At 68.8% G+C, this 17,670-nt stretch carries 22 protein-coding genes; 11 read left to right on the top strand and 11 right to left on the bottom strand.

Going from position 1 to position 17,670, the window contains the following annotated elements; translation table 11 throughout:
* Positions 1-25: 25 nt before the first annotated feature.
* Positions 26-904 carry a thiamine-phosphate kinase gene (gene thiL, locus BACI71_RS17085; RefSeq protein ID WP_159760638.1) on the bottom strand — a complete coding sequence of 293 codons (879 nt, stop codon included), beginning with the start codon at positions 902-904 and terminating at the stop codon, positions 26-28.
* Between the two features lie 414 nt (positions 905-1,318).
* Complete coding sequence (locus tag BACI71_RS17090; RefSeq protein WP_159760640.1) at positions 1,319-2,380, bottom strand: DUF2332 domain-containing protein; 1,062 nt, start codon at positions 2,378-2,380, stop codon at positions 1,319-1,321.
* 46 nt (positions 2,381-2,426) lie between these two features.
* On the opposite strand from BACI71_RS17090, the gene hisG reads away from it, so the two are divergent.
* Both hisG and hisD read left to right on the top strand, forming a co-directional pair.
* Positions 2,427-3,092 (top strand): ATP phosphoribosyltransferase, encoded by a 666-nt coding sequence (gene hisG / locus BACI71_RS17095; protein WP_443018488.1) that lies wholly within the window; start codon positions 2,427-2,429, stop codon positions 3,090-3,092.
* Positions 3,089-4,384, top strand: coding sequence for a histidinol dehydrogenase (hisD, locus tag BACI71_RS17100; RefSeq protein WP_159760642.1), 1,296 nt, complete (start codon positions 3,089-3,091; stop codon positions 4,382-4,384). The genes hisG and hisD overlap by 4 nt, the downstream gene beginning before the upstream one ends.
* Positions 4,385-4,557: 173 nt before the next feature.
* Here hisD and BACI71_RS17105 read toward each other — a convergent pair whose 3' ends face one another.
* Positions 4,558-5,073, bottom strand: a complete 516-nt coding sequence (locus BACI71_RS17105; RefSeq protein WP_159760644.1) for a YciE/YciF ferroxidase family protein — start codon at positions 5,071-5,073, stop codon at positions 4,558-4,560.
* A gap of 134 nt (positions 5,074-5,207) precedes the next feature.
* On the opposite strand from BACI71_RS17105, the gene nusB reads away from it, so the two are divergent.
* Together nusB and BACI71_RS17115 are read left to right on the top strand one after the other, a co-directional pair.
* Positions 5,208-5,663: a transcription antitermination factor NusB gene (gene nusB / locus BACI71_RS17110; protein WP_159760646.1), complete on the top strand. Its 456-nt coding sequence runs from the start codon at positions 5,208-5,210 to the stop codon at positions 5,661-5,663.
* 2 nt (positions 5,664-5,665) lie between these two features.
* The gene (locus BACI71_RS17115; protein ID WP_159760648.1) at positions 5,666-5,845 is read left to right on the top strand and encodes a DUF4169 family protein; all 180 of its coding nucleotides are present in this window, start codon (positions 5,666-5,668) and stop codon (positions 5,843-5,845) included.
* Here BACI71_RS17115 and BACI71_RS17120 read toward each other — a convergent pair.
* Complete coding sequence (locus BACI71_RS17120; protein ID WP_159760650.1) at positions 5,832-6,734, bottom strand: pirin family protein; 903 nt, start codon at positions 6,732-6,734, stop codon at positions 5,832-5,834. The genes BACI71_RS17115 and BACI71_RS17120 overlap by 14 nt on opposite strands.
* Before the next feature lie 112 nt (positions 6,735-6,846).
* On the opposite strand from BACI71_RS17120, the gene BACI71_RS17125 reads away from it, so the two are divergent.
* Together BACI71_RS17125 and BACI71_RS17130 are read left to right on the top strand one after the other, a co-directional pair.
* Positions 6,847-7,236 (top strand): hypothetical protein, encoded by a 390-nt coding sequence (locus BACI71_RS17125; protein WP_159760652.1) that lies wholly within the window; start codon positions 6,847-6,849, stop codon positions 7,234-7,236.
* Between the two features lie 37 nt (positions 7,237-7,273).
* A complete protein-coding gene (locus BACI71_RS17130; protein WP_159760654.1) occupies positions 7,274-7,630 on the top strand; it encodes a hypothetical protein in 357 nt (118 codons plus the stop codon).
* 100 nt (positions 7,631-7,730) lie between these two features.
* Here the strand turns inward: BACI71_RS17130 and BACI71_RS17135 are convergent, their stop codons facing one another.
* From BACI71_RS17135 to BACI71_RS17155, 5 genes are read right to left on the bottom strand one after another with little or no spacing between them, the layout of a single operon-like run.
* Positions 7,731-8,399 (bottom strand): TIGR02117 family protein, encoded by a 669-nt coding sequence (locus BACI71_RS17135; protein WP_236553040.1) that lies wholly within the window; start codon positions 8,397-8,399, stop codon positions 7,731-7,733.
* Between the two features lie 4 nt (positions 8,400-8,403).
* Positions 8,404-9,348 carry a 50S ribosomal protein L11 methyltransferase gene (locus BACI71_RS17140; RefSeq protein ID WP_159760656.1) on the bottom strand — a complete coding sequence of 315 codons (945 nt, stop codon included), beginning with the start codon at positions 9,346-9,348 and terminating at the stop codon, positions 8,404-8,406.
* Entirely contained in the window at positions 9,338-10,036 is a 699-nt protein-coding gene (locus BACI71_RS17145; protein WP_159760658.1) for an SDR family NAD(P)-dependent oxidoreductase, read from the bottom strand. Before BACI71_RS17145 ends, BACI71_RS17140 begins: the two co-directional genes overlap by 11 nt.
* Positions 10,037-10,064: 28 nt before the next feature.
* On the bottom strand, positions 10,065-11,414 hold the full coding sequence (locus BACI71_RS17150) for a methyl-accepting chemotaxis protein (RefSeq protein ID WP_159760660.1): 1,350 nt from the start codon (positions 11,412-11,414) through the stop codon (positions 10,065-10,067).
* 25 nt (positions 11,415-11,439) lie between these two features.
* Positions 11,440-12,828 (bottom strand): methyl-accepting chemotaxis protein, encoded by a 1,389-nt coding sequence (locus BACI71_RS17155; protein ID WP_201297405.1) that lies wholly within the window; start codon positions 12,826-12,828, stop codon positions 11,440-11,442.
* Between the two features lie 151 nt (positions 12,829-12,979).
* On the opposite strand from BACI71_RS17155, the gene sdhC reads away from it, so the two are divergent.
* The 4 genes from sdhC to BACI71_RS17175 all read left to right on the top strand — a co-directional run bounded on the left by sdhC (position 12,980) and on the right by BACI71_RS17175 (position 16,380).
* Positions 12,980-13,405 carry a succinate dehydrogenase, cytochrome b556 subunit gene (gene sdhC / locus BACI71_RS17160; protein ID WP_268894070.1) on the top strand — a complete coding sequence of 142 codons (426 nt, stop codon included), beginning with the start codon at positions 12,980-12,982 and terminating at the stop codon, positions 13,403-13,405.
* Positions 13,405-13,782 carry a succinate dehydrogenase, hydrophobic membrane anchor protein gene (sdhD, locus tag BACI71_RS17165; protein ID WP_159760662.1) on the top strand — a complete coding sequence of 126 codons (378 nt, stop codon included), beginning with the start codon at positions 13,405-13,407 and terminating at the stop codon, positions 13,780-13,782. Before sdhC ends, sdhD begins: the two co-directional genes overlap by 1 nt.
* Positions 13,782-15,587 carry a succinate dehydrogenase flavoprotein subunit gene (gene sdhA, locus BACI71_RS17170; protein WP_159760664.1) on the top strand — a complete coding sequence of 602 codons (1,806 nt, stop codon included), beginning with the start codon at positions 13,782-13,784 and terminating at the stop codon, positions 15,585-15,587. The genes sdhD and sdhA overlap by 1 nt, the downstream gene beginning before the upstream one ends.
* A gap of 223 nt (positions 15,588-15,810) precedes the next feature.
* Positions 15,811-16,380 (top strand): ClpP family protease, encoded by a 570-nt coding sequence (locus tag BACI71_RS17175; RefSeq protein ID WP_159760666.1) that lies wholly within the window; start codon positions 15,811-15,813, stop codon positions 16,378-16,380.
* Positions 16,381-16,383: 3 nt separating this feature from the next.
* Here the strand turns inward: BACI71_RS17175 and BACI71_RS17180 are convergent, their stop codons facing one another.
* Entirely contained in the window at positions 16,384-16,932 is a 549-nt protein-coding gene (locus tag BACI71_RS17180; protein WP_236553041.1) for a J domain-containing protein, read from the bottom strand.
* A 90-nt stretch (positions 16,933-17,022) separates the two neighbouring features.
* On the opposite strand from BACI71_RS17180, the gene BACI71_RS17185 reads away from it, so the two are divergent.
* The gene (locus BACI71_RS17185) at positions 17,023-17,307 is read left to right on the top strand and encodes a BolA family protein (RefSeq protein WP_159760670.1); all 285 of its coding nucleotides are present in this window, start codon (positions 17,023-17,025) and stop codon (positions 17,305-17,307) included.
* A 79-nt stretch (positions 17,308-17,386) separates the two neighbouring features.
* Here the strand turns inward: BACI71_RS17185 and BACI71_RS17190 are convergent.
* Positions 17,387-17,670 (bottom strand): DUF3597 domain-containing protein (locus BACI71_RS17190; protein WP_159760672.1); only part of this gene is annotated, 284 nt, incomplete at its 5' end.

Consider the following 17,670-nt stretch of genomic DNA (forward strand, 5'->3'; position numbering starts at 1 on the left):
GAGGCGAGGCTAACAGGTGACCGCGTCAGCGCAAGCCGTGCTGATAGCCGAGCGACGCGGGGAGCGGGATCAAGCGCTTATCCTGCGTCAACGTCAGACCCGCGCCGGCGGCGAAGGTGCCGACGCGGGTGGCGGGGACGGGTAGCGGTTGGCCGGGGGAGGCGGCGAACAGCAGCTCGTAATCATCGCCGGCGGTGGCGGCGGCGAGCGGGTCGGTGACGCCACGGTCGAGCGGGACGGTGGCGAGGTCGATCGTGACCGCGAGCGCGCTGGCGGTCGCCATGCGCGCGGCGTCGATCAGCAGGCCGTCGGAGAGGTCCATCATGGCGTGGACGTGCGGGGCGAGCGCGCGGCCTTCGGCGAGCCGCGGGACGGGGCGGTGGTAGCGGGCGAGCAGCGCCGGGTCGCCGCTGCCAGCTAGGGCGATGGCAAGCCCGGCGCCGGCGTCGCCGATCGTGCCGGTGACGTAGAGCGCGTCGCCGGCCTTTGCGCCGGAGCGCGGCGGGGCGGGAGCGTCGCGGCCGAAGGCGGTGACGGTGAGGATGCGCGGGGCATTGGCGGGGAGGGTGACGGTGTCGCCGCCGAGCAGCGGGCAGGCGAGGCTGGTCAGCACCTCGGTGAGGCCATCGAGGAAGGCGGCGTCCCATGTTGCGTCGCCAAGCGGGTAGTTGAGGAGAATGCCCTCGACGGTCGCGCCCTTGGCGGCGAGGTCGGAGAGGTTGGTGGCGACCAGCTTCCACGCGACGTCCTGCGGCGGGTCGGTGGGGAGGAAGTGGACGCCTTCGACGAGCGTATCGGTGGTGATGGTGAGGCCGGCGAGGGTGGCGGTGTCGTCGGTAAGGCCCCGCGCGCCCGGGTGGAGCGGGAGCGTGCGGAGGCGGGCGAGGAAGTCGGCTTCGGTCATCGCCCGCGCGACCTCGTCATTCCCGTAAAGGCGAAACCTCTGCAAAACTCCCCTTCTTGTACCCCGGCGAAGGCCGGGGCCCAGGTGGGGGAGGTTTGTAACCAGCTGAAACACCTTGCCAACTGGACCCCGGCCTTCGCCGGGGTACGGCGTGCAAGGGGCATGGTCCTGCGCTTTCGCAGAAGCCTCGCGAAAGCGGGGATCCAGACGCGCAGGTCTGGCCAGAGAGGCGCTCCGACCAACAGATGGTTTGCTTTCAGAGAGGCGCCCTTCGTTCGCGAGCGGAACGCTGCCATTCTCGTCGCCCCGGACTTGATCCGGGGCCCCGCTTCTTCGTTGCGGCCGAAGGAAGAAGCGGGATCCCGGCTCAAGGCCGGGATGACGGTCCTTTCCTGTTCTTCAAGGCTGTGGCGGTCACTCATAGGCACCGCGACGCATGACGTAGCCGCGGGTCTCGTAGGGCTTCGGCAGCCCTTCGACCCACGCCCCATGTGCATGGGTGAGCGCGACCAGCTGCATCGGCTGGTCTGACGGCCAATATTGCACGCGCACCTCGTGCCGGTGAAGGTCGCGGTTGGGCTCCATCATCACCCAGCCGAGCGGGCGATCCTTGGTGGCACGCGCGCCGGCTTCGGCCATCGCGGTGCGGATGCGGTCGCGCGAGGCGGCGGGAAGATATTGCCAGACGACCGAATGCATCAGGACGCGCGTGACGCCGGGCTCCTGCGGCTCGGCGAGACGCGCCTCGACCCAGTCGGCGGCGTCGCCTCGCGCAAGGTCGACGGGGCGCGCGCGGACCATGTCGAGCGCGGTGGCGAGGCGGGTCAGACGCTCGTTATTGTCGACCCAGACATAGCCGGCCAGCCGCTCGGCCTGCGCCGGGTCGCGGACGTCGACCGGGGCGATGTCGACACCGCGCGTGCGGGTGATCGCGATCGGCGCGGCGGGCGGGGGCGGGCCGCGCCAGTCGGGAATGATCGCGAGCGGCGAGTCGGGCGTGCCAACGTGCACCCCGCCGAGATCGAAGCGCATCCGGTCGATCAGCAGGTTGAGCCCGGCGCTGGAGCCGATCTCCAGCACCTCCACGCGCGGGCCGAGCGCGGCGGCGACGTGGAGCAGGCCGGTCATCAGCCCTGCCGAACGCTGCGCCTCGTTGGTCTGCGGCGGGCCGTCGAGCCACGGCAGCAGCACCGCATCGTGGGTGGCGAGGATCGTCGCCAGCGTCGCGTCGTCGGCGGTGAAGGGGTCGGCGATGCCGCGACGGGCGAGCGCGTGGAGGCCACCGACGATGCGCAGTACCGTCGCGTCGGCGACCGGCTCGCCCGGCCAGTCGAGCAGCCGCGCGCCGGTCGCGGTGTCGCGGGCCAGCACGCGGGCGAGCCCGCGGCACAGAGCAGCGGTCTGCGGTGCGGCCATCGCGTCGCAATATTGCGCCTGCACCTCGAAGGCGGCGCGGTTGGTGGACTCGTCTGCCATGCGCGCCTCATTGCGCCCGCCGCGGTGCCTTCGTAAAGCCGCGCGCATGTCCGAGCCGCCCATTTCCAACCCGATCGTCATCGCCGTTCCCAAGGGACGTATCCTCGAAGAAGCATTGCCGTTGCTGGCGCGCGCCGGGATCGTCCCCGAGCCGGCGTTCGGCGACGAGAAAAGCCGCGCGCTGCGCTTTCGCACCGATCGCGACAGGATCGAGCTGATCCGCGTGCGCGCGTTCGACGTCGCGACGTTCGTGGCGCATGGCGCGGCGCAACTGGGAATCGTCGGCTCCGACGTGCTCGCCGAATTCGATTATGCCGAGCTGTATGCGCCGGTCGATCTGAACATCGGGCACTGCCGGCTGTCGATCGCCGAGCCGGCCGACATGGCCGCCAACGACGATCCGCGCGGGTGGAGCCATGTGCGGGTCGCGACCAAATATCCGCATGTTACCGCGCAGCATTTTGCACGCGCCGGGGTTCAGGCGGAGTGCATCAAGCTAAACGGCGCGATGGAGCTGGCGCCGACACTGGGGCTGGCCAGCCGGATCGTCGATCTGGTGTCGTCGGGCAAGACGCTGAAGGAAAACGGTCTGGTTGAGGTGGAGCGGATCATGGAGGTGTCGGCGCGGCTGATCGTCAATCGCGCGGCGATGAAGACGCGCGCGCATGTCTTTCCGCTGGTCGAAGCGTTTCGCGCGGCGGTGGCGGCATGATCCGGCTCGACACGCGGGACGGCGATTTCGCGCCGCGCTTCGAGACGCTGGTCGACGCGCGGCGCGAGGCGGCGAGCGATGTCGCACGCGACGTGGCGACGATCGTGCGCGCGGTGCGCGATGAAGGCGATGCGGCGCTGCATGCCTTTACGCAGAAGCTCGACCGGCATGACCTGAACGAGACCGGGTGGCGGGTCGATGCAGCGGCGTGCGCGGTGGCGTTCGACGGGCTGGAGCCGGAACTGCGCGCGGCGCTGGAACTCGCGGCGACGCGCATCCGTGCCTATCACGAGAAGCAGCGGCCCGAAGACGTGAGCTATACCGATGCGGCGGGCGTGCGGCTCGGCGCGCGGTGGCGGGCGGTCGATGCGGCGGGCATCTACGTGCCGGGCGGGCGGGCGGCTTATCCCTCGACCTTGCTGATGAACGCGATCCCGGCGCGGGTGGCGGGGGTCGAGCGGCTGGTGGTGGTGACGCCGACGCCCGACGGCGACGTCAATCCTTTGGTGCTCGCTGCCGCGCATCTGGTCGGGGCGGACGAGGTGTGGCGGGTCGGGGGCGCGCAGGCGGTCGCGGCGCTGGCGTACGGGACCGAGCGGATCGCGCGGGTCGATGTCGTGACCGGGCCGGGCAATGCGTGGGTCGCGGAGGCCAAGCGGCAGGTGTACGGCGTGGTCGGTATCGACATGGTCGCGGGGCCGAGCGAGATCGTCGTCGTCGCGGACGGCGCGAACGATCCCGAATGGATCGCCGCCGACCTGCTCAGCCAGGCCGAGCATGACACGACCACGCAGTCGATCCTGTTCACCGACGATGCCGCGTTCGGCGAGCGGGTCGCCGGGGCGGTCGAGCGGCAGTTGCAGGCGTTGCCGACGCAGGCGGTCGCTCGGGTGGCGTGGGAGGACAATGGCGCGATCGTGATCGTGCCGACATTGGAGTCGGCGATCCCGTTGGTCGACCGGCTCGCGCCCGAGCATGTCGAGCTGGCGTGCGACGATCCGCAGGCGTTGTTCGATCTTTTGCGGCATGCCGGGTCGGCGTTCCTCGGGCGACATACGCCGGAGGCGATCGGCGATTATGTCGCGGGGCCGAACCATGTGCTGCCGACCGGACGCCGCGCGCGGTTTGCGAGCGGGCTGGGGGTGAGCGATTTCATGAAGCGGACCAGCTTCCTGCAGCTCGATGAGACGGCGTTGAATGAGCTGGGGCCGGCGACGATTGCGCTGGCGCGAGCCGAGGGGCTGCCGGCGCATGCGCAGTCGGTGGCGCTCAGGATCCGGAGCAATCGGTAATGTTTGGTCGCCCGTGCGCAGGCAGGGGCCTATGACAGTTTCGTTCGGGTGATCGGTTTGACACAGAGGAGTTGCTCCTTGTGTCAGGCCGATCGGCCGACTTCGCAGACATGAGCCCCTGCCTGCGCAGGGGCGACGGACGGGAGGGCGGTGGCCCTCCCGCCGGCGATGACTTACGCGCTGGCGAGTTCCGCCTTCTTGTTCAGCTTCTTCTCGGCGAGCGTCGTGAGCTTGTCGTCGGTCGCCTTTTCCTCGTCGAGCGTCGCCTGCAACAGCGAGACGACATTGTCGTGGCCGAGCTGCTTGGCCCAGGCGATCAGCGTGCCGTAGCGGGTGATCTCGTAATGCTCGACCGCCTGTGCCGAGGCGATCAGCGCGGCGTCGAGCACCGCCTTGTCGGCGATCTCGCCCGCGACCTCGTTGGCTTCCTTGATGATGCCGTCGATCGCCGGGCAGGTGACCGCCTTTGCCTTCTGATCCAGCGCCTCGAACGCCTGCTCCAGCCGGGCGATCTGGCCCTCGGTTTCACGCAGATGCGTCTCGAAGCCCTTCTTCAGCTCGGGCGCGGTCGCCTTGTCGATCATCTTGGGCAGCGCCTTGGTGATCTGGTTCTCGGCGTAATAGATGTCCTGCAACTGATGCAGGAACAGGTCCTCGAGCGTGGCGATATCCTTGGTGAACAGGCCCATGTTTGGTCTCCTCGCGTGAATGACCAGCGACGAACGAGGTGACCGCGCGAGCGTTGCGCGCAAAGTGGTTGATCGAGGTCAAAGACGCGGCAGGGGGTGACGAACGCGCGCCAAGCGACTATGGCGCGCGGCCTATGTCCCGCACCGCTGCTCGTACCAAGGCCCGCGCCGCCGCGCGCCTCGCCGCCGTCCAGGCGCTCTATCAGCATGAGATGGAGGGCACCGCCATCCCCGTGCTGCTCCACGAATTCCACCAGCATCGGCTGGGCGCGACGATCGAGGACGTCGAATATGCCGAGGCCGACGTGACCTTCTTCGACGATCTGGTAACGGGCGTCACCGCGCGCGCCGGTGAGATCGACACGCTGGTCGAGGCAAAGCTGAGCACCGGCTGGACGCTGGAGCGGCTCGACAAGCCGATGAAGGCGATCCTGCGCGCCGGCACCTACGAACTGCTGGCGCGCGCCGACGTGCCGGTGGGCGCGGCGATCAGTTCCTATGTCGATGTCGCGCACGCTTTCTACCAGAAGCGCGAGGCGGGATTCGTCAACGGCCTGCTCGACGCGATCGGCAAGCAGGTCCGCGCCTGAGCATGGGCGACGTTGTCTCCTTGAAGCAGGCGCGCAAGACCAAGGCGCGCGTCGCGAAGGAGACGCAGGCCGCTGCCAACCGCGCCGCGTTCGGGCGGACGAAGGCGGAGAAGGCCGCCGATGCTGCAGAGCAGGCGCGCAAGGACGCGCTGCTCGACGGCGCCAAACTCACGGATAGCTGACGGTTTTCGGCACCTCGGGGAGCGGGATCCACTCGCTGTCATCGGGGACGCTGGCGAATTCACCGGCCTTCCACGCGCGCCTGGCCTCGCGGATCGCGTCGCGCGAGGAGTGGACGAAATTCCACCACACATGCCGCGGGGTCGCGAACGCCGCGCCCCCCGCCAGCATCGCGCGGCCACCCGCCTGTGAGCGGAGCGTCGCGGCCACGCCGGGGCGCAGCACGTACAGCCGCTGCGGCTCGAGCGCGAGGCCGTCGAGCGTCGCCTCCCCGCTGGCCAGATAGATGGCGCGCTCGTCGGTGCTGTTGTCGATCGGCACCGCCGCACCGGGGGCGAGCATGATGTCGGCGTAGATCGTCTCGGCATAGGCCGTTACCGGCGAGGTCGCGCCCCAGAGCGTTCCCATCACGACGCGCGCGGTCGCGCCGTGCGCGTCGACGACCGGCATCTTGTCGGCGGCGACATGCTCGAAGGCGGGGGCGCGATCTTCCTGTCCGTCGGGGAGCGCGAGCCACGTCTGGATGCCGTCCAGCCGCGGGCCGTCGACGCGCACGTCATCGGGGGAGCGCTCCGAATGGACGATGCCTGCCCCGGCAGTCATCAGGTTCACTGCGCCCGGCGTGATGCGGATGTCGCTGCCGAGCGAGTCGCGATGCTGGAACGCGCCCTCGAACAGGTAGGTGACGGTCGACAGGCCGATATGCGGGTGCGGGCGGACGTCGACGCCGTTGCCGGGCGGCAGATGCGCCGGCCCCATCTGGTCGAAGAACAGGAACGGGCCGACCATCGTCCGCTCGCGGTGCGGCAGCGTGCGATAGACCTTGAAGCCACCTAGGTCGTGAGTGGCGGGCTCCAGCGTCTGCAGCACCAGATCGTCGCGGGTCGACATGCGCTTCCTCCGTCAGCGTTTCCCGCCGCTTAGCAGCGAAGTCGCGTGGGCGGAACCGGCCGGAAAGCGGGGTCGTTGAGCGGACCGGAAGACGTAATTCTGGAGAAACAACATGAATTACAAAGGTTTGAGTGTCGGGCTCGGGCTGTTCTCGCTCGCGCTGGGCGCGGCCGAGCTGTTCGCGCCGCGCCGGATCGCCCGGCGGCTGAACGCCGACGATCATCGCGGCGTGGTGCGCGGGTTCGGGGTGCGCGAGGTCGTGTCGGGGCTCGGCATCCTCGCGAGCCCGGCCGCCTCCGCCACGGTGTGGAACCGTGTTGCGGGCGATGCGATGGACATGGGCGCGCTGGCGCTCGCCGCGCGACGCTCGCCCCGCAATCGCGCGATCTGGGGCACGATCGCGTTCGTGGCGGCGACGACCGCGCTCGACGTGCTGACCGCGCGCGGGCTGGACGAGCAGACGGGCAAGCTGTTCCCGGTGCGCGAGCCGGCGATGGCGTGACGGGAACGCGGACACGGATGGAAGGGTTGAAGCGGCCATGACCAAGAAAAAGCAGCAATCGCGCGCCGTGAAGGCGCAGGAAGCCCGGCGGACGCGGGCGATCGTCGCGGCGAGCGCCGTCGGCGCGGTGATCGCCGGCGTGGGCGCGGCGTTCGGCATGGGGTGGCTCGACCGCTTCCTGCCGACCGGCAATGCGGAGCATGACGCACCCGATCTCGCCGCTGACGCGCCGACGCCCGGGTCGACGCGCGCCCCCGAGGCGTTCCGGCCCGATCCCACCGCGCCGGTGCCGGCCTCGGAGCGCGAGGGGCTGCGGCCGGCGACCGGGCCAGCCCCGACGCTGGCGGCGACACGCGGCGAGATGGCGAACCAGACGGGATCGTCGAACGGATAAGGTCTGTCGATCGTCATTCCGGGCCGAACCCGGAATCCCGCTCCGATCTCGGCAGACTAAAGAAACGGGGTCCCGGATCACGTCCGGGACGACGGGGTTATCAGAACCACTGCATCACGGATGCCGAGAAGGGCGTCCACCAGCCGATGCGCACGCCAGCCTCGGCGAGCCGGTTGCCCGTCCATGCGTTGCAGGTTCTGATCGCGTCGTAGCGGCCCGATGCCGGGTAGAAGGCATCGTAGCCGGCATAGCCTCGTACCGCCACACCGCTTGCGCGGCTGGCGCGGATTACGGCGGCGAGGCGGCGGTATTCGTCCGGGCGTAATACGACCGCTCGTACGTCCTTCGTTACTTGCGGGCGTGGAATGTGCTCGACGTGGAGCAATGTTTCGTCGCTGCCGAAGGCGGCGTGCACAACCGTGGCAGGGCGCACGTCCGACCAGGTCGGGGTGCCGAGGAAGAAGTTCCGCTCGCCCCAGCCGACCGCGACATGGTCGTTCGCGGCATAGCGTGGGTCGGGGAGGTCGGCGGCGGGGAAGTCGCGGCGCCAGTCGATTCCGGCCGCAACCTTGGGCATCACGATGCCGGTGTGGACGCCATTGTCCTCGATCCAGACCGTCACGCCGCCGGTGGTCGGCGGCTGCCAGTCGCGGTTGCGGGGGATCGTCGAAAGGGCGGTGCCGGCGAGCAGATAGACGAACGTGACGATTGCGAACACGCCGAGCATGCGTGCTGCGATCGTCGCGATCCGCTTCAGCCCGCGCTTCATCGCGTCACAGGTCGAGCGCCCATCCGTCGCGCCCCTTCGGATCGATCGGACGGGTGGGGACATAGCGCTCGGCGCCGGCGGTCAGCCGCAGGATCGACCAGTCGCCACGACGATCGACCGCCTCGACCGTGCAGCCGCAGGCGATGAAGGCGCGCTCGACCTCGGCGCGCTGCGTCTCCAGCAACCCGGCCAGCACGATCGCGGCGTGCGGCGTCGCAATCGCGGCGACCTCGGGGGCCATCGAGATCAGCGGGCCGGCGAGGATGTTGGCGATCAGCAGGTCGTAAGGCGCCCGCGCGGCGATCGCCTCCGACAGCGCGCCGTCGGCGACGATCAGGTCAATGCCGGCGACATGGTTCGCCGCCATGTTCTCGCGGGTGACCTCGATCGCGGCCGGGTCGATGTCGGTCGCAGTGATCGACGCTGCGGGCCAGAGATGCGCGGCGGCGAAGGCGAGCAACCCGGTGCCGGTGCCGAGATCGATCGCGTTGGTGACGGCGCGGTCGGCGAGTCCGTCGAGCATCGCGAGGCAGCCCGAGGTGGTGGCGTGGTGTCCGGTGCCGAAGGCCTGTCCGGCATCGATCAGGAAGGCGCGGCCGCCCTCCGGCGCCTCGACCGGGTGCGCGCTGGTGTGGACGACGAAGCGGCCCTCGCGGATCGGCTCCAGCCCGGCCTGGCTCATCGTCACCCAGTCCTGTGCGGTGAGCGGGGTGACGGTCGGCACGGTGCCGGCGGCGCTGGGGACAAGCGCGGTGAGCGCGGCGAGCATCGCGGCGTCGGGCTCATGCTCGCAATAGGCGTCGAGCCGCCAATGCTCGCGATCGTCCTCGACCTCCTCGGTCGTCATCAGCACCGCGTCGATCGCGAGATCGTCGGCGGCGTCGATCGCCTCCGCCTCGGCGCGGGTGCAGGGCAGGGTGACGCGCCAGCTGTCGATGTCAGCGGACATAGCTGGCTCCATTGATGTCGAGGATCGCGCCGGTCATCGACGGCGGGGCGTCGATCGCGCAGAAGCGCGCGAGCGTCGCGACCTCGTCGGGCTGCGCGACCCGGCCGAGCGGGATGTCGGCGAGCAGTTTGTCGCCGCCGCGGCTGGCGAGATAATCGTCGGCCATGCCGGTCATCGTAAAGCCCGGGCAGATCGCGAAGGCGAGGATGTTGTCGCGGGCATAGCCGCGCGCGATCGTCTTGGTCATCGCGACCAGCCCGGCCTTGGCGGCGGCATAATGCCAGTGCGCGGGGGAGTCTCCGCGCCAGGCGGCGCGGCTGGCGACGTTGACCAGTCGCCCGCCGCCATTGCCCTGCCAGTGGCGGACCGCGTGGCGCGAAAGCTGCGCGGCGGCGGTGAGATTGATGCGCTGCGTCCGCTCCCAGCCCGCCAGCCAGTCGGCGTCGTCGCCGTCGAGCGGATTGGCCTCGAACACCCCGGCGTTGTTGATGAGCACATCGATCCGCCCGTCGAGCCGCTCGAGCGCCTCCGCCCAGAGCGCGTCGGGGGCGGCGGGGTCGGCAAAGTCGGCGGCGATGCCGCTGCTGGTGCCCTGTCCGGCGACCACCACGTCAGGAATCGCGGCCAGCGCTTCGGCGATCGCGGCACCGATGCCGCGGCTGGCGCCGGTAATGAGGATGTTGGTCATGGCGCCGTCTGTAACAACGCCGCGCGGATCAGGCTACGTTGGCAAAGCCGTCTGCTTCGGCACGCAGCGTCTCGAAGCGCTGCGCGATCATCTCGAATGACTGGCCGAGCGACTCGACCTCGCCCGCGACGGTCTGCGTCCCTTCGCGGATCGCGGCGATCGTGTGCGACATCGAATCGGCGGTAAGCGCGGTCTCGTCGACTGCGGCGGTGATCGCGGTGACGGTACGCGCCTGCTCGAACATCGAATCGTTGATCTGCGACGCCGCCCCGCGCAGCTGCTCGATGCTGGTCTGGATCGAGGCGGATTTCTCGACGGTGACGCGGGTCGCAGCCTGGATCGCGGCGATCTTCGCGGCGATGTCGTCGGTGGCGCGGGCCGTTTGATTGGCGAGGCTCTTTACCTCCTGCGCGACGACCGCGAAGCCGCGACCGGCGTCGCCGGCGCGCGCGGCCTCGATCGTCGCGTTAAGCGCGAGCAGGTTGGTCTGGCCGGCGATGTCGCGGATCAGCCCGAGGATCGACTCGATCGACTTGGCGTGCTCGTCGAGCGCAGCCGAGGCGGCGACCGCGCCTTCCGCCTGATCCGTCGCTGCGGTGAGCGTCTGCGTCGCAAGCTGCATGTCACGCTGGACGCTGCCGATCGCATTGATGAGCCCGGCGGCGGTCGAGGCCGCGTCGCGCATCGCCAGGGCCGATTGTTCGGCGGCGATCGAGACTTCGCTCGTCTTTTCGATCATCCCGCTGGCAGCGCCGGCGGTGGAGCGCGCCCGATCGCGGACGACCCGGCCGCGGCTGGCGATCGTATCGATGCCGGTGCCGATCCGGGTGCGGAACGCCGCGGCCCGTTCGGCGCGCTGCGCGCGGGCGCGCGCCACGCCGATCACGCCGAGCTGCGTCGTCAGCAGGTCCGACTCGAGCATCGCCATCCGCAGCAGCGCGTTGCCGAGCCGTAGCAATTGCGGTGTATCGTCGCCGACGGCCGCCGCGATGATCGCGGTTACGCGGCAATGCGCAGCCGACAGGCCCGAGAGCAAGGCGGTCAGCGGAATGCCTGCCGCCTGCGAATCGTCGACCTGCGTAACCACCATCTCCTGCCATGCGACGCTGAGCGGCTGGCGGTAGCGGAGTTGCGTGTAGGTGACCGCGACCTGCACCCGCCCTTCGCGATCCGGCGCCGACAGTTCGCGAACCGCCGCCGGGACGTTGCTGCGCGAGGCGAGATGCGTCCAGAAGGTTAGCGCGATCTCGCGCCAGGCATCCTGCGCGTCGAGGATCGCGGCGATCTCCGCACAGTCGGTCACCACCTGCCCGTCCGGGTCGAAATCCCGCGCACGCTCGGCAAGCGGGCGCAAATCGTGGTGGACGAGCGAGTTCATTGTGACGGTCCCCCCCCTTAGAACGTCAGGCGGCGACGCGGGTGGCGAAATTGCCGGCGCGCGTGTCGAGATCGCCCAGCCGGCTGGCAAGCGACTCGAACCCGGATCCGAGCTGATCGATCTCGCTGGCGACCGCCTCGGTGTCGGCGCGGATCGTGGCGATGGTGTGCGACATCGAGTCGGCGGCGAGTGCGGTTTCGTCGACCGCGGCGGTGATCGCGGTGACGGTCTGCGCCTGCGATTCCATCGCGTACCGGATCCGCGTCGCCGAATCCTGTACCTCCGCCACGGTGTTGCGGATCGAGGCCGAGGTGTCGACGGTGACGCGCGTCGCGGCCTGGATCGCGGCGATCTTGGCAGCGATGTCGTCGGTGGCGCGGGCGGTCTGGTTGGCGAGGCTCTTCACCTCCTGCGCAACGACCGCGAACCCGCGACCGGCATCGCCGGCGCGGGCGGCCTCGATCGTGGCGTTGAGCGCGAGCAGATTGGTCTGACCGGCGATGTCGCGGATCAGGCCGAGGATCGACTCGATCGACTTGGCGTGATCGCTGAGCGCGCCCGAGACGGTGACCGCGTCACCGGCCTGCGAGGCCGCGCGGGTGGCGATGTCGGCGGCGACTTCGACCTCGGCGCGCGCATCCTCGATCGCGCGGATCAGCCCGGCGGCGGTGGAGGCGGCATCGCGCATCGCGACCGCGGATTGCTCGGCGGCGGCGGCGACCTCGCTGGTCTTGCCGAGCATCCCGCGCGCCGACGAGGACGCGACCGACGCCTGCGAGCGCAGGCTGTGCCCCTCGTGTGTGGTCGCCTCGACCGTGGCCGCGATCTCGTTACGGAAGTCGGCGGCGAGCTTGTCGCGCGCGCCTTGCGCGTTGTGCGTCGAATAGACCGCGTAGATCGCGACGGTGATCTCGCCCTCCAGCGCCGACAGCCGCATCAGCGTATCGATGAGCTGCGGCAGGCGCGGATCCTCGCGCGGCACGCTCGCCATCAGCACGCCCAGCGCGGCGCGATCACTGGCACTGATCATCGCCAGCAACGCCATCGGGGAAACCTTGGCCGCATAGGCCGAGGCGACCGACCGTTCGATCGACTCGACCCACGCACGCTCACGCGTGCGCAGGAAGCGGTTTTCGAGGAAGGCGACGCCCAGGTCGATCATCCGCGCCTCTTCGTAGGAGACGTGGTTGGCGGTGGTGCCGAAGCAGCGCTTCCAGTGCGACCAGTAAGCATCGGCGATCGCGCGCGCCTGCGGGCGCAGCGTTTCCCAGGCTTCGCGTGCAGCGCGCGTCAGCTCGCCGTCCAGATCGAACACGTCAAAACGTGCGTTGAGGTCCAGCGCGGCGGCGACGGATCCGATCGGTGGCAATTCGTTGGGCAACACCTGCTCCGTGCGATAGGGAAGGACCGGCATCGGACTAGCGGCGATCCGTTAACAGCCGGTTAGGGAGCAACAGCGGTTTTGGCGGCGTCGATCCGGCCGCTGCGCTTGCATCACGCGAGCCGCGGACGCATAGACCGCCGCAAACCCGCCAGCACCCGCCCATCATCAAGGAAATACGCGCTTGGCCTCGAAACCCGCCCGCCCGCGCAGCCCGCATCTGTTCAGCGGTCCCATGCAATTCCATTATCGCTGGAGCCCGGCGATGACGGTGTCGATCGTCCACCGGGTGACCGGGACGGGCATGGCGACCGTCGGGACGCTGCTGCTGGTGTGGTGGCTGGCCGCGATCGCGGCAGGCCCGGCGGCGTATGGCGTTTTCCTCGACGTCTTCACCACCTCGACCGGGGCGCTCAACATCCTCGGCTGGGTGGTCGGCGTCGCGCTGACGTGGTCGGTGTTCCAGCATATGATGAGTGGGATCCGCCATCTGGTCCTCGATACCGGCGCGGCGTTCGAGCTGAAGGTGAACCGCCGGCTGGCCGTGCTCACCTTCGTCGCTTCGGTCGTGCTGACCGTGGCGTTCTGGCTTTTCCTGGGGATCAAGTAATGGGTACCGAGATCGGCCGCGTTCGCGGGCTGGGCAGCGCCGGGCATGGCGCGCAGCATTGGTGGCACCACAAGCTGACCGCGGGCAGCAACTTCCTGCTCCTCGTCTGGCTGCTGACGTCGATCGCGATGCTGCCTTCCTACGATCATGGCACGGTCCGGTTGTGGCTCCATTCGGCGTGGGTGGCGGTGCCGATGGTGCTGTTCATCGCCTCGGTCTTCTACCATTTCCGCCTCGGTCTGCAGATCGTGATCGAGGACTATGCCCATAAGGAAAGCCGTTTCGTGCTGACCGTGCTGGTGACCGTGTTCACCTTCGCCACCGCCGGCACCGCCATCTTCTCGATCCTCAAGGTCGCTTTCGGAGCCACCGCCTGATGTCTGCCGACGCTTACAAGATCATCGACCACACCTATGACGCCGTTGTCGTGGGTGCGGGCGGCTCGGGGCTGCGCGCCACGATGGGTATCGCCGAGAGCGGCCTGAAGACCGCCTGCATCACCAAGGTTTTCCCGACCCGCTCGCACACCGTTGCGGCGCAGGGCGGGATCGCCGCCTCGCTCGGCAACAACTCGCCCGACCATTGGTCGTGGCACATGTTCGACACCGTCAAGGGTTCCGACTGGCTCGGCGACCAGGACGCGATCGAATATATGGTCCGCGAGGCGCCCGCCGCCGTCTACGAGCTGGAGCACGCCGGCGTGCCGTTCAGCCGCAACGACAATGGCACGATCTACCAGCGGCCGTTCGGCGGGCATATGCAGAACATGGGCGAAGGTCCGCCGGTGCAGCGCACCTGCGCCGCCGCCGACCGGACCGGCCACGCCATGCTTCACGCGCTCTACCAGCAGAGCCTGAAGTATGACGCCGACTTCTACGTCGAATATTTCGCGCTCGATCTCATCATGGAGAACGGCGCCTGCCGCGGGGTGATCGCGCTGTGCATGGAAGACGGCTCGATCCACCGCTTCCGCGCGCATTCGGTGGTGCTGGCAACCGGCGGCGGCGGGCGCGTCTACCAGTCGGCGACCTCGGCGCATACGTGCACCGGCGACGGCAATGGCATGGCGTTGCGCGCCGGACTGGCGTTGCAGGACATGGAGTTCGTGCAGTTCCACCCGACCGGCATCTACGGCGCGGGCGTGCTCATCACCGAGGGCGCGCGCGGCGAGGGTGGGTATCTCACCAACTCCGAGGGCGAGCGCTTCATGGAGCGCTATGCCCCGTCCGCCAAGGACCTGGCGAGCCGTGACGTCGTCGCGCGCTCGATGGCGATGGAGATGCGCGAGGGCCGCGGCGTCGGCAAGGACAAGGACCATATCTTCCTCCACCTCGACCATATCGATCCCAAGGTGCTGCACGAGCGGCTGCCGGGGATCACCGAGACGGGGAAGATCTTCGCGGGCGTCGACCTGACGCGCCAGCCGCTGCCGGTGACCCCGACGGTCCATTACAATATGGGCGGCATCCCCTGTAACTATCACGGTGAGGTCGTGCGCCTGAAGGACGGCGATCCGGACTCGGTGGTGCCGGGGCTGTTCGCGGTCGGGGAGGCAGCGTGCGTTTCGGTGCACGGCGCGAACCGGCTCGGCTCCAACTCGCTGATCGATCTGGTGGTCTTCGGGCGCGCGACCGGATTGCGGCTCAAGGACACGCTCAAGCCGAACACGCCGCACAATCCGCTGCCCAAGGGCTCGGAAGAGCTGGCGCTCGGCCGGCTTGACCATTTCCGCCATGCGACGGGCGGCACGCCGACGGCCAAGCTGCGCGCCGAGATGCAGCGGACCATGCAGCGCCATTGCGCGGTGTTCCGCGACAGCGAATTGCTCGGCGAGGGTGTCACCAAGATCGAGACGATCTATCAGGGGATGAACGATGTCAGCGTTGCGGATCGCTCGCTGATCTGGAACACCGATCTGGTCGAGACGATGGAGCTGGACAATCTGATCGGCCAGGCGGTCGTGACGATGAAGAGCGCCGACAATCGCAAGGAAAGTCGTGGTGCGCATATGCACGAGGACTTCCCCGAGCGCGATGACGCGAACTGGATGAAGCATACCATCACCACCTTCGATGGCTGGGGCGGCAAGGGCGGTGCGACGCACATCGATTATCGCCCGGTGCACGATTATACGCTCACCGACGATATCGAGTATATCAAGCCGAAGAAGCGCGTTTACTAAGCGCCGATCCTGGCCCCGGGCTTGATCCCGGGGCCACGTTTTCTAGTGCGCGCGACACGAAGCGGGCCGCGGCTGAAATGCGCGGCGACAGCTGTGGTGAATGTACTACGGCTTTTGTCGTAGCGGAGAAAGAGCGTGTGCCGAATGTCACGCTCGGAATACCGCATTGCCGCGATGTAGGACAGCGGCGGAACTCGCGCCGCGCTCGCGGCTTGAGCGCGGCATGACCGATAACAACGCAAATTCGTATCCGCTGCTCGCGGTCCCGCACATCCAGCTTCACGGCACCGTGGACGAGATGATGTACGCCAATTTCAAAGACCAGCTCGCCGCCGCGCCGGGCGACGGGCCGATCGTCGTCTCGATCACCACGCTTGGCGGCGATCCCGAAATGGCGCGGGCGATGGGCGACTCAATCCGGCTGCTGCGCGAATATACCGGACGTGAGGCGCTGTTCCTCGGCAAGGTCGCGGTCTATTCGGCGGGCGCGACCTTCATGTCTGCCTTCCCGGTCGACAAAAGGTTTCTGACGCGCAACTCGCGGATCATGATCCACGAGCGGCTGATGAACTCGACCATCCAGCTTTCCGGACCGCTCAACACGCTGGCGCCGGTGCTCAAGGCCAAGCTGAACGAAATCGAGGATTCGATCCGTATCCAGGAAGAAGGCTTCGCCGATCTGGTGCGCGGCAGCAAGGTGACGCTCGACGAAATCAAGGAACGTGCGCCGAACAACTGGTACATCGAAGCGGCCGAGGCCCGCGAGCTGGGGCTGGTACTCGACGTGATCTGACGCTCACGCGAAGGCCGGCGCACGGCGGAGCTGCTGATAGGCGGCAATGACCTTGCCGAGCGCCGCCTCGTGCGTGCGGTCGCCGCCGTTGCGGTCGGGATGATAACGGCGGACCAGCTCGGAATAACGTTTGCGCAGCGCGCTGCGGTCCGCATCCTGCGGCAATCCGAGCGTTTCGAGGCTGCGGCGGTCTTCGCCGGTCAGCGCGCGGCCGGGCGGGCGCGGCGCGGTACGCGCGTATTTCGCACCAATCGCCTCGAGCGGGTCGGCGAAGTCCGCCCAACGTGGACCCTGATCGCCCATCCTCGTCCGCGAGAAGGCGCGCGTCTCGGCTTCCCAACCGGCCAACGGGCGCTGCGCCTGGTGGATTTCATCGGCAGTCATGCCGTCGAAGTAATTGTAGCCGGCGTTGAAGGCGCGGATATGGTCGAGGCAGAACCAGCGGAAGCGCGGCGGGCCGTCGTGCGCGCCGGCACCCTCCAGCGGCGGCGCGCGGAACTCGCCGGCCTCAGCGCAGCCGGGATGCGCGCAGGGCCTGTCCGAGTCCGCCACCCGGCCATGAAAACGCGTATGGGGTCGATCGTTTCGGGGCTTCACCACTCACTCGTCGCTTGACGCTGAAAGGGCGCTATATGGGGTCGCATGAACCACATCGCCACCGGCTCGATTGCCGCCGAGATCACCCAGCGGCTGACCGCCGCACTCGCCCCGACCCGGCTGGAGGTCATCAACGAAAGCGCGCAGCATCGCGGCCATCTCGGTGACGACGGGACCGGCGAGAGCCACTTCCGCGTCATCGTCGAGAGCGCGGCCTTCGCCGGTCAGTCGCGGGTCGCGCGACAGCGGCTGGTCAACCGGGCACTCGCTGATCTGCTCGCCGAGCGTATCCATGCACTCGCGATCCAGACCACCGCGCCCGGCGAATGACCCGCGCCCGGTGGTACCGGACGACCGTCAGGCGGTGCGGCGGCCAGCCCGCCGCCGCCACCGCCCGCTCACGCCCCGGTCAGTCCTTGAGCGCCGCCGGCACCGTGCCGCCGCTCTTCTCCAGCTCGCGCATCACCGCCTTGTGGAGCCAGATGTTCATCTCGGCCGAGCCGTCCTTCTCGCCGGTATAGCCGAGCTCGGTCGCCAGTTCCTTGCGGTTGGCGAGGCTGGAATCGAGGTCGAGCAGCTTCATCAGATCGACGATCGACGTCCGCCAGTTGAGATCGGGGTTGCCCTTCTGCTGCGCGATGCCGGTCAGCACCGCCTCGACATCGACCGGGGCCTGCGCGGCCGGCGCGGGCG

The organism is Sphingomonas sp. 8AM (assembly GCF_902506455.1).
Lineage (GTDB): Bacteria > Pseudomonadota > Alphaproteobacteria > Sphingomonadales > Sphingomonadaceae > Sphingomonas.

Bases quoted from the DNA above. Each gene is read 5' to 3' on its own strand.
- thiL (WP_159760638.1), bottom strand. From the start codon at position 904: ATGACCGAAGCCGACTTCCTCGCCCGCCTCCGCACGCTCCCGCTCCAC.
- BACI71_RS17090 (WP_159760640.1), bottom strand. From the start codon at position 2,380: ATGGCAGACGAGTCCACCAACCGCGCCGCCTTCGAGGTGCAGGCGCAA.
- hisG (WP_443018488.1), top strand. From the start codon at position 2,427: ATGTCCGAGCCGCCCATTTCCAACCCGATCGTCATCGCCGTTCCCAAG.
- hisD (WP_159760642.1), top strand. From the start codon at position 3,089: ATGATCCGGCTCGACACGCGGGACGGCGATTTCGCGCCGCGCTTCGAG.
- BACI71_RS17105 (WP_159760644.1), bottom strand. From the start codon at position 5,073: ATGGGCCTGTTCACCAAGGATATCGCCACGCTCGAGGACCTGTTCCTG.
- nusB (WP_159760646.1), top strand. From the start codon at position 5,208: ATGTCCCGCACCGCTGCTCGTACCAAGGCCCGCGCCGCCGCGCGCCTC.
- BACI71_RS17115 (WP_159760648.1), top strand. From the start codon at position 5,666: ATGGGCGACGTTGTCTCCTTGAAGCAGGCGCGCAAGACCAAGGCGCGC.
- BACI71_RS17120 (WP_159760650.1), bottom strand. From the start codon at position 6,734: ATGTCGACCCGCGACGATCTGGTGCTGCAGACGCTGGAGCCCGCCACT.
- BACI71_RS17125 (WP_159760652.1), top strand. From the start codon at position 6,847: ATGAATTACAAAGGTTTGAGTGTCGGGCTCGGGCTGTTCTCGCTCGCG.
- BACI71_RS17130 (WP_159760654.1), top strand. From the start codon at position 7,274: ATGACCAAGAAAAAGCAGCAATCGCGCGCCGTGAAGGCGCAGGAAGCC.
- BACI71_RS17135 (WP_236553040.1), bottom strand. From the start codon at position 8,399: ATGAAGCGCGGGCTGAAGCGGATCGCGACGATCGCAGCACGCATGCTC.
- BACI71_RS17140 (WP_159760656.1), bottom strand. From the start codon at position 9,348: ATGTCCGCTGACATCGACAGCTGGCGCGTCACCCTGCCCTGCACCCGC.
- BACI71_RS17145 (WP_159760658.1), bottom strand. From the start codon at position 10,036: ATGACCAACATCCTCATTACCGGCGCCAGCCGCGGCATCGGTGCCGCG.
- BACI71_RS17150 (WP_159760660.1), bottom strand. From the start codon at position 11,414: ATGAACTCGCTCGTCCACCACGATTTGCGCCCGCTTGCCGAGCGTGCG.
- BACI71_RS17155 (WP_201297405.1), bottom strand. From the start codon at position 12,828: ATGCCGGTCCTTCCCTATCGCACGGAGCAGGTGTTGCCCAACGAATTG.
- sdhD (WP_159760662.1), top strand. From the start codon at position 13,405: ATGGGTACCGAGATCGGCCGCGTTCGCGGGCTGGGCAGCGCCGGGCAT.
- sdhA (WP_159760664.1), top strand. From the start codon at position 13,782: ATGTCTGCCGACGCTTACAAGATCATCGACCACACCTATGACGCCGTT.
- BACI71_RS17175 (WP_159760666.1), top strand. From the start codon at position 15,811: ATGACCGATAACAACGCAAATTCGTATCCGCTGCTCGCGGTCCCGCAC.
- BACI71_RS17185 (WP_159760670.1), top strand. From the start codon at position 17,023: ATGAACCACATCGCCACCGGCTCGATTGCCGCCGAGATCACCCAGCGG.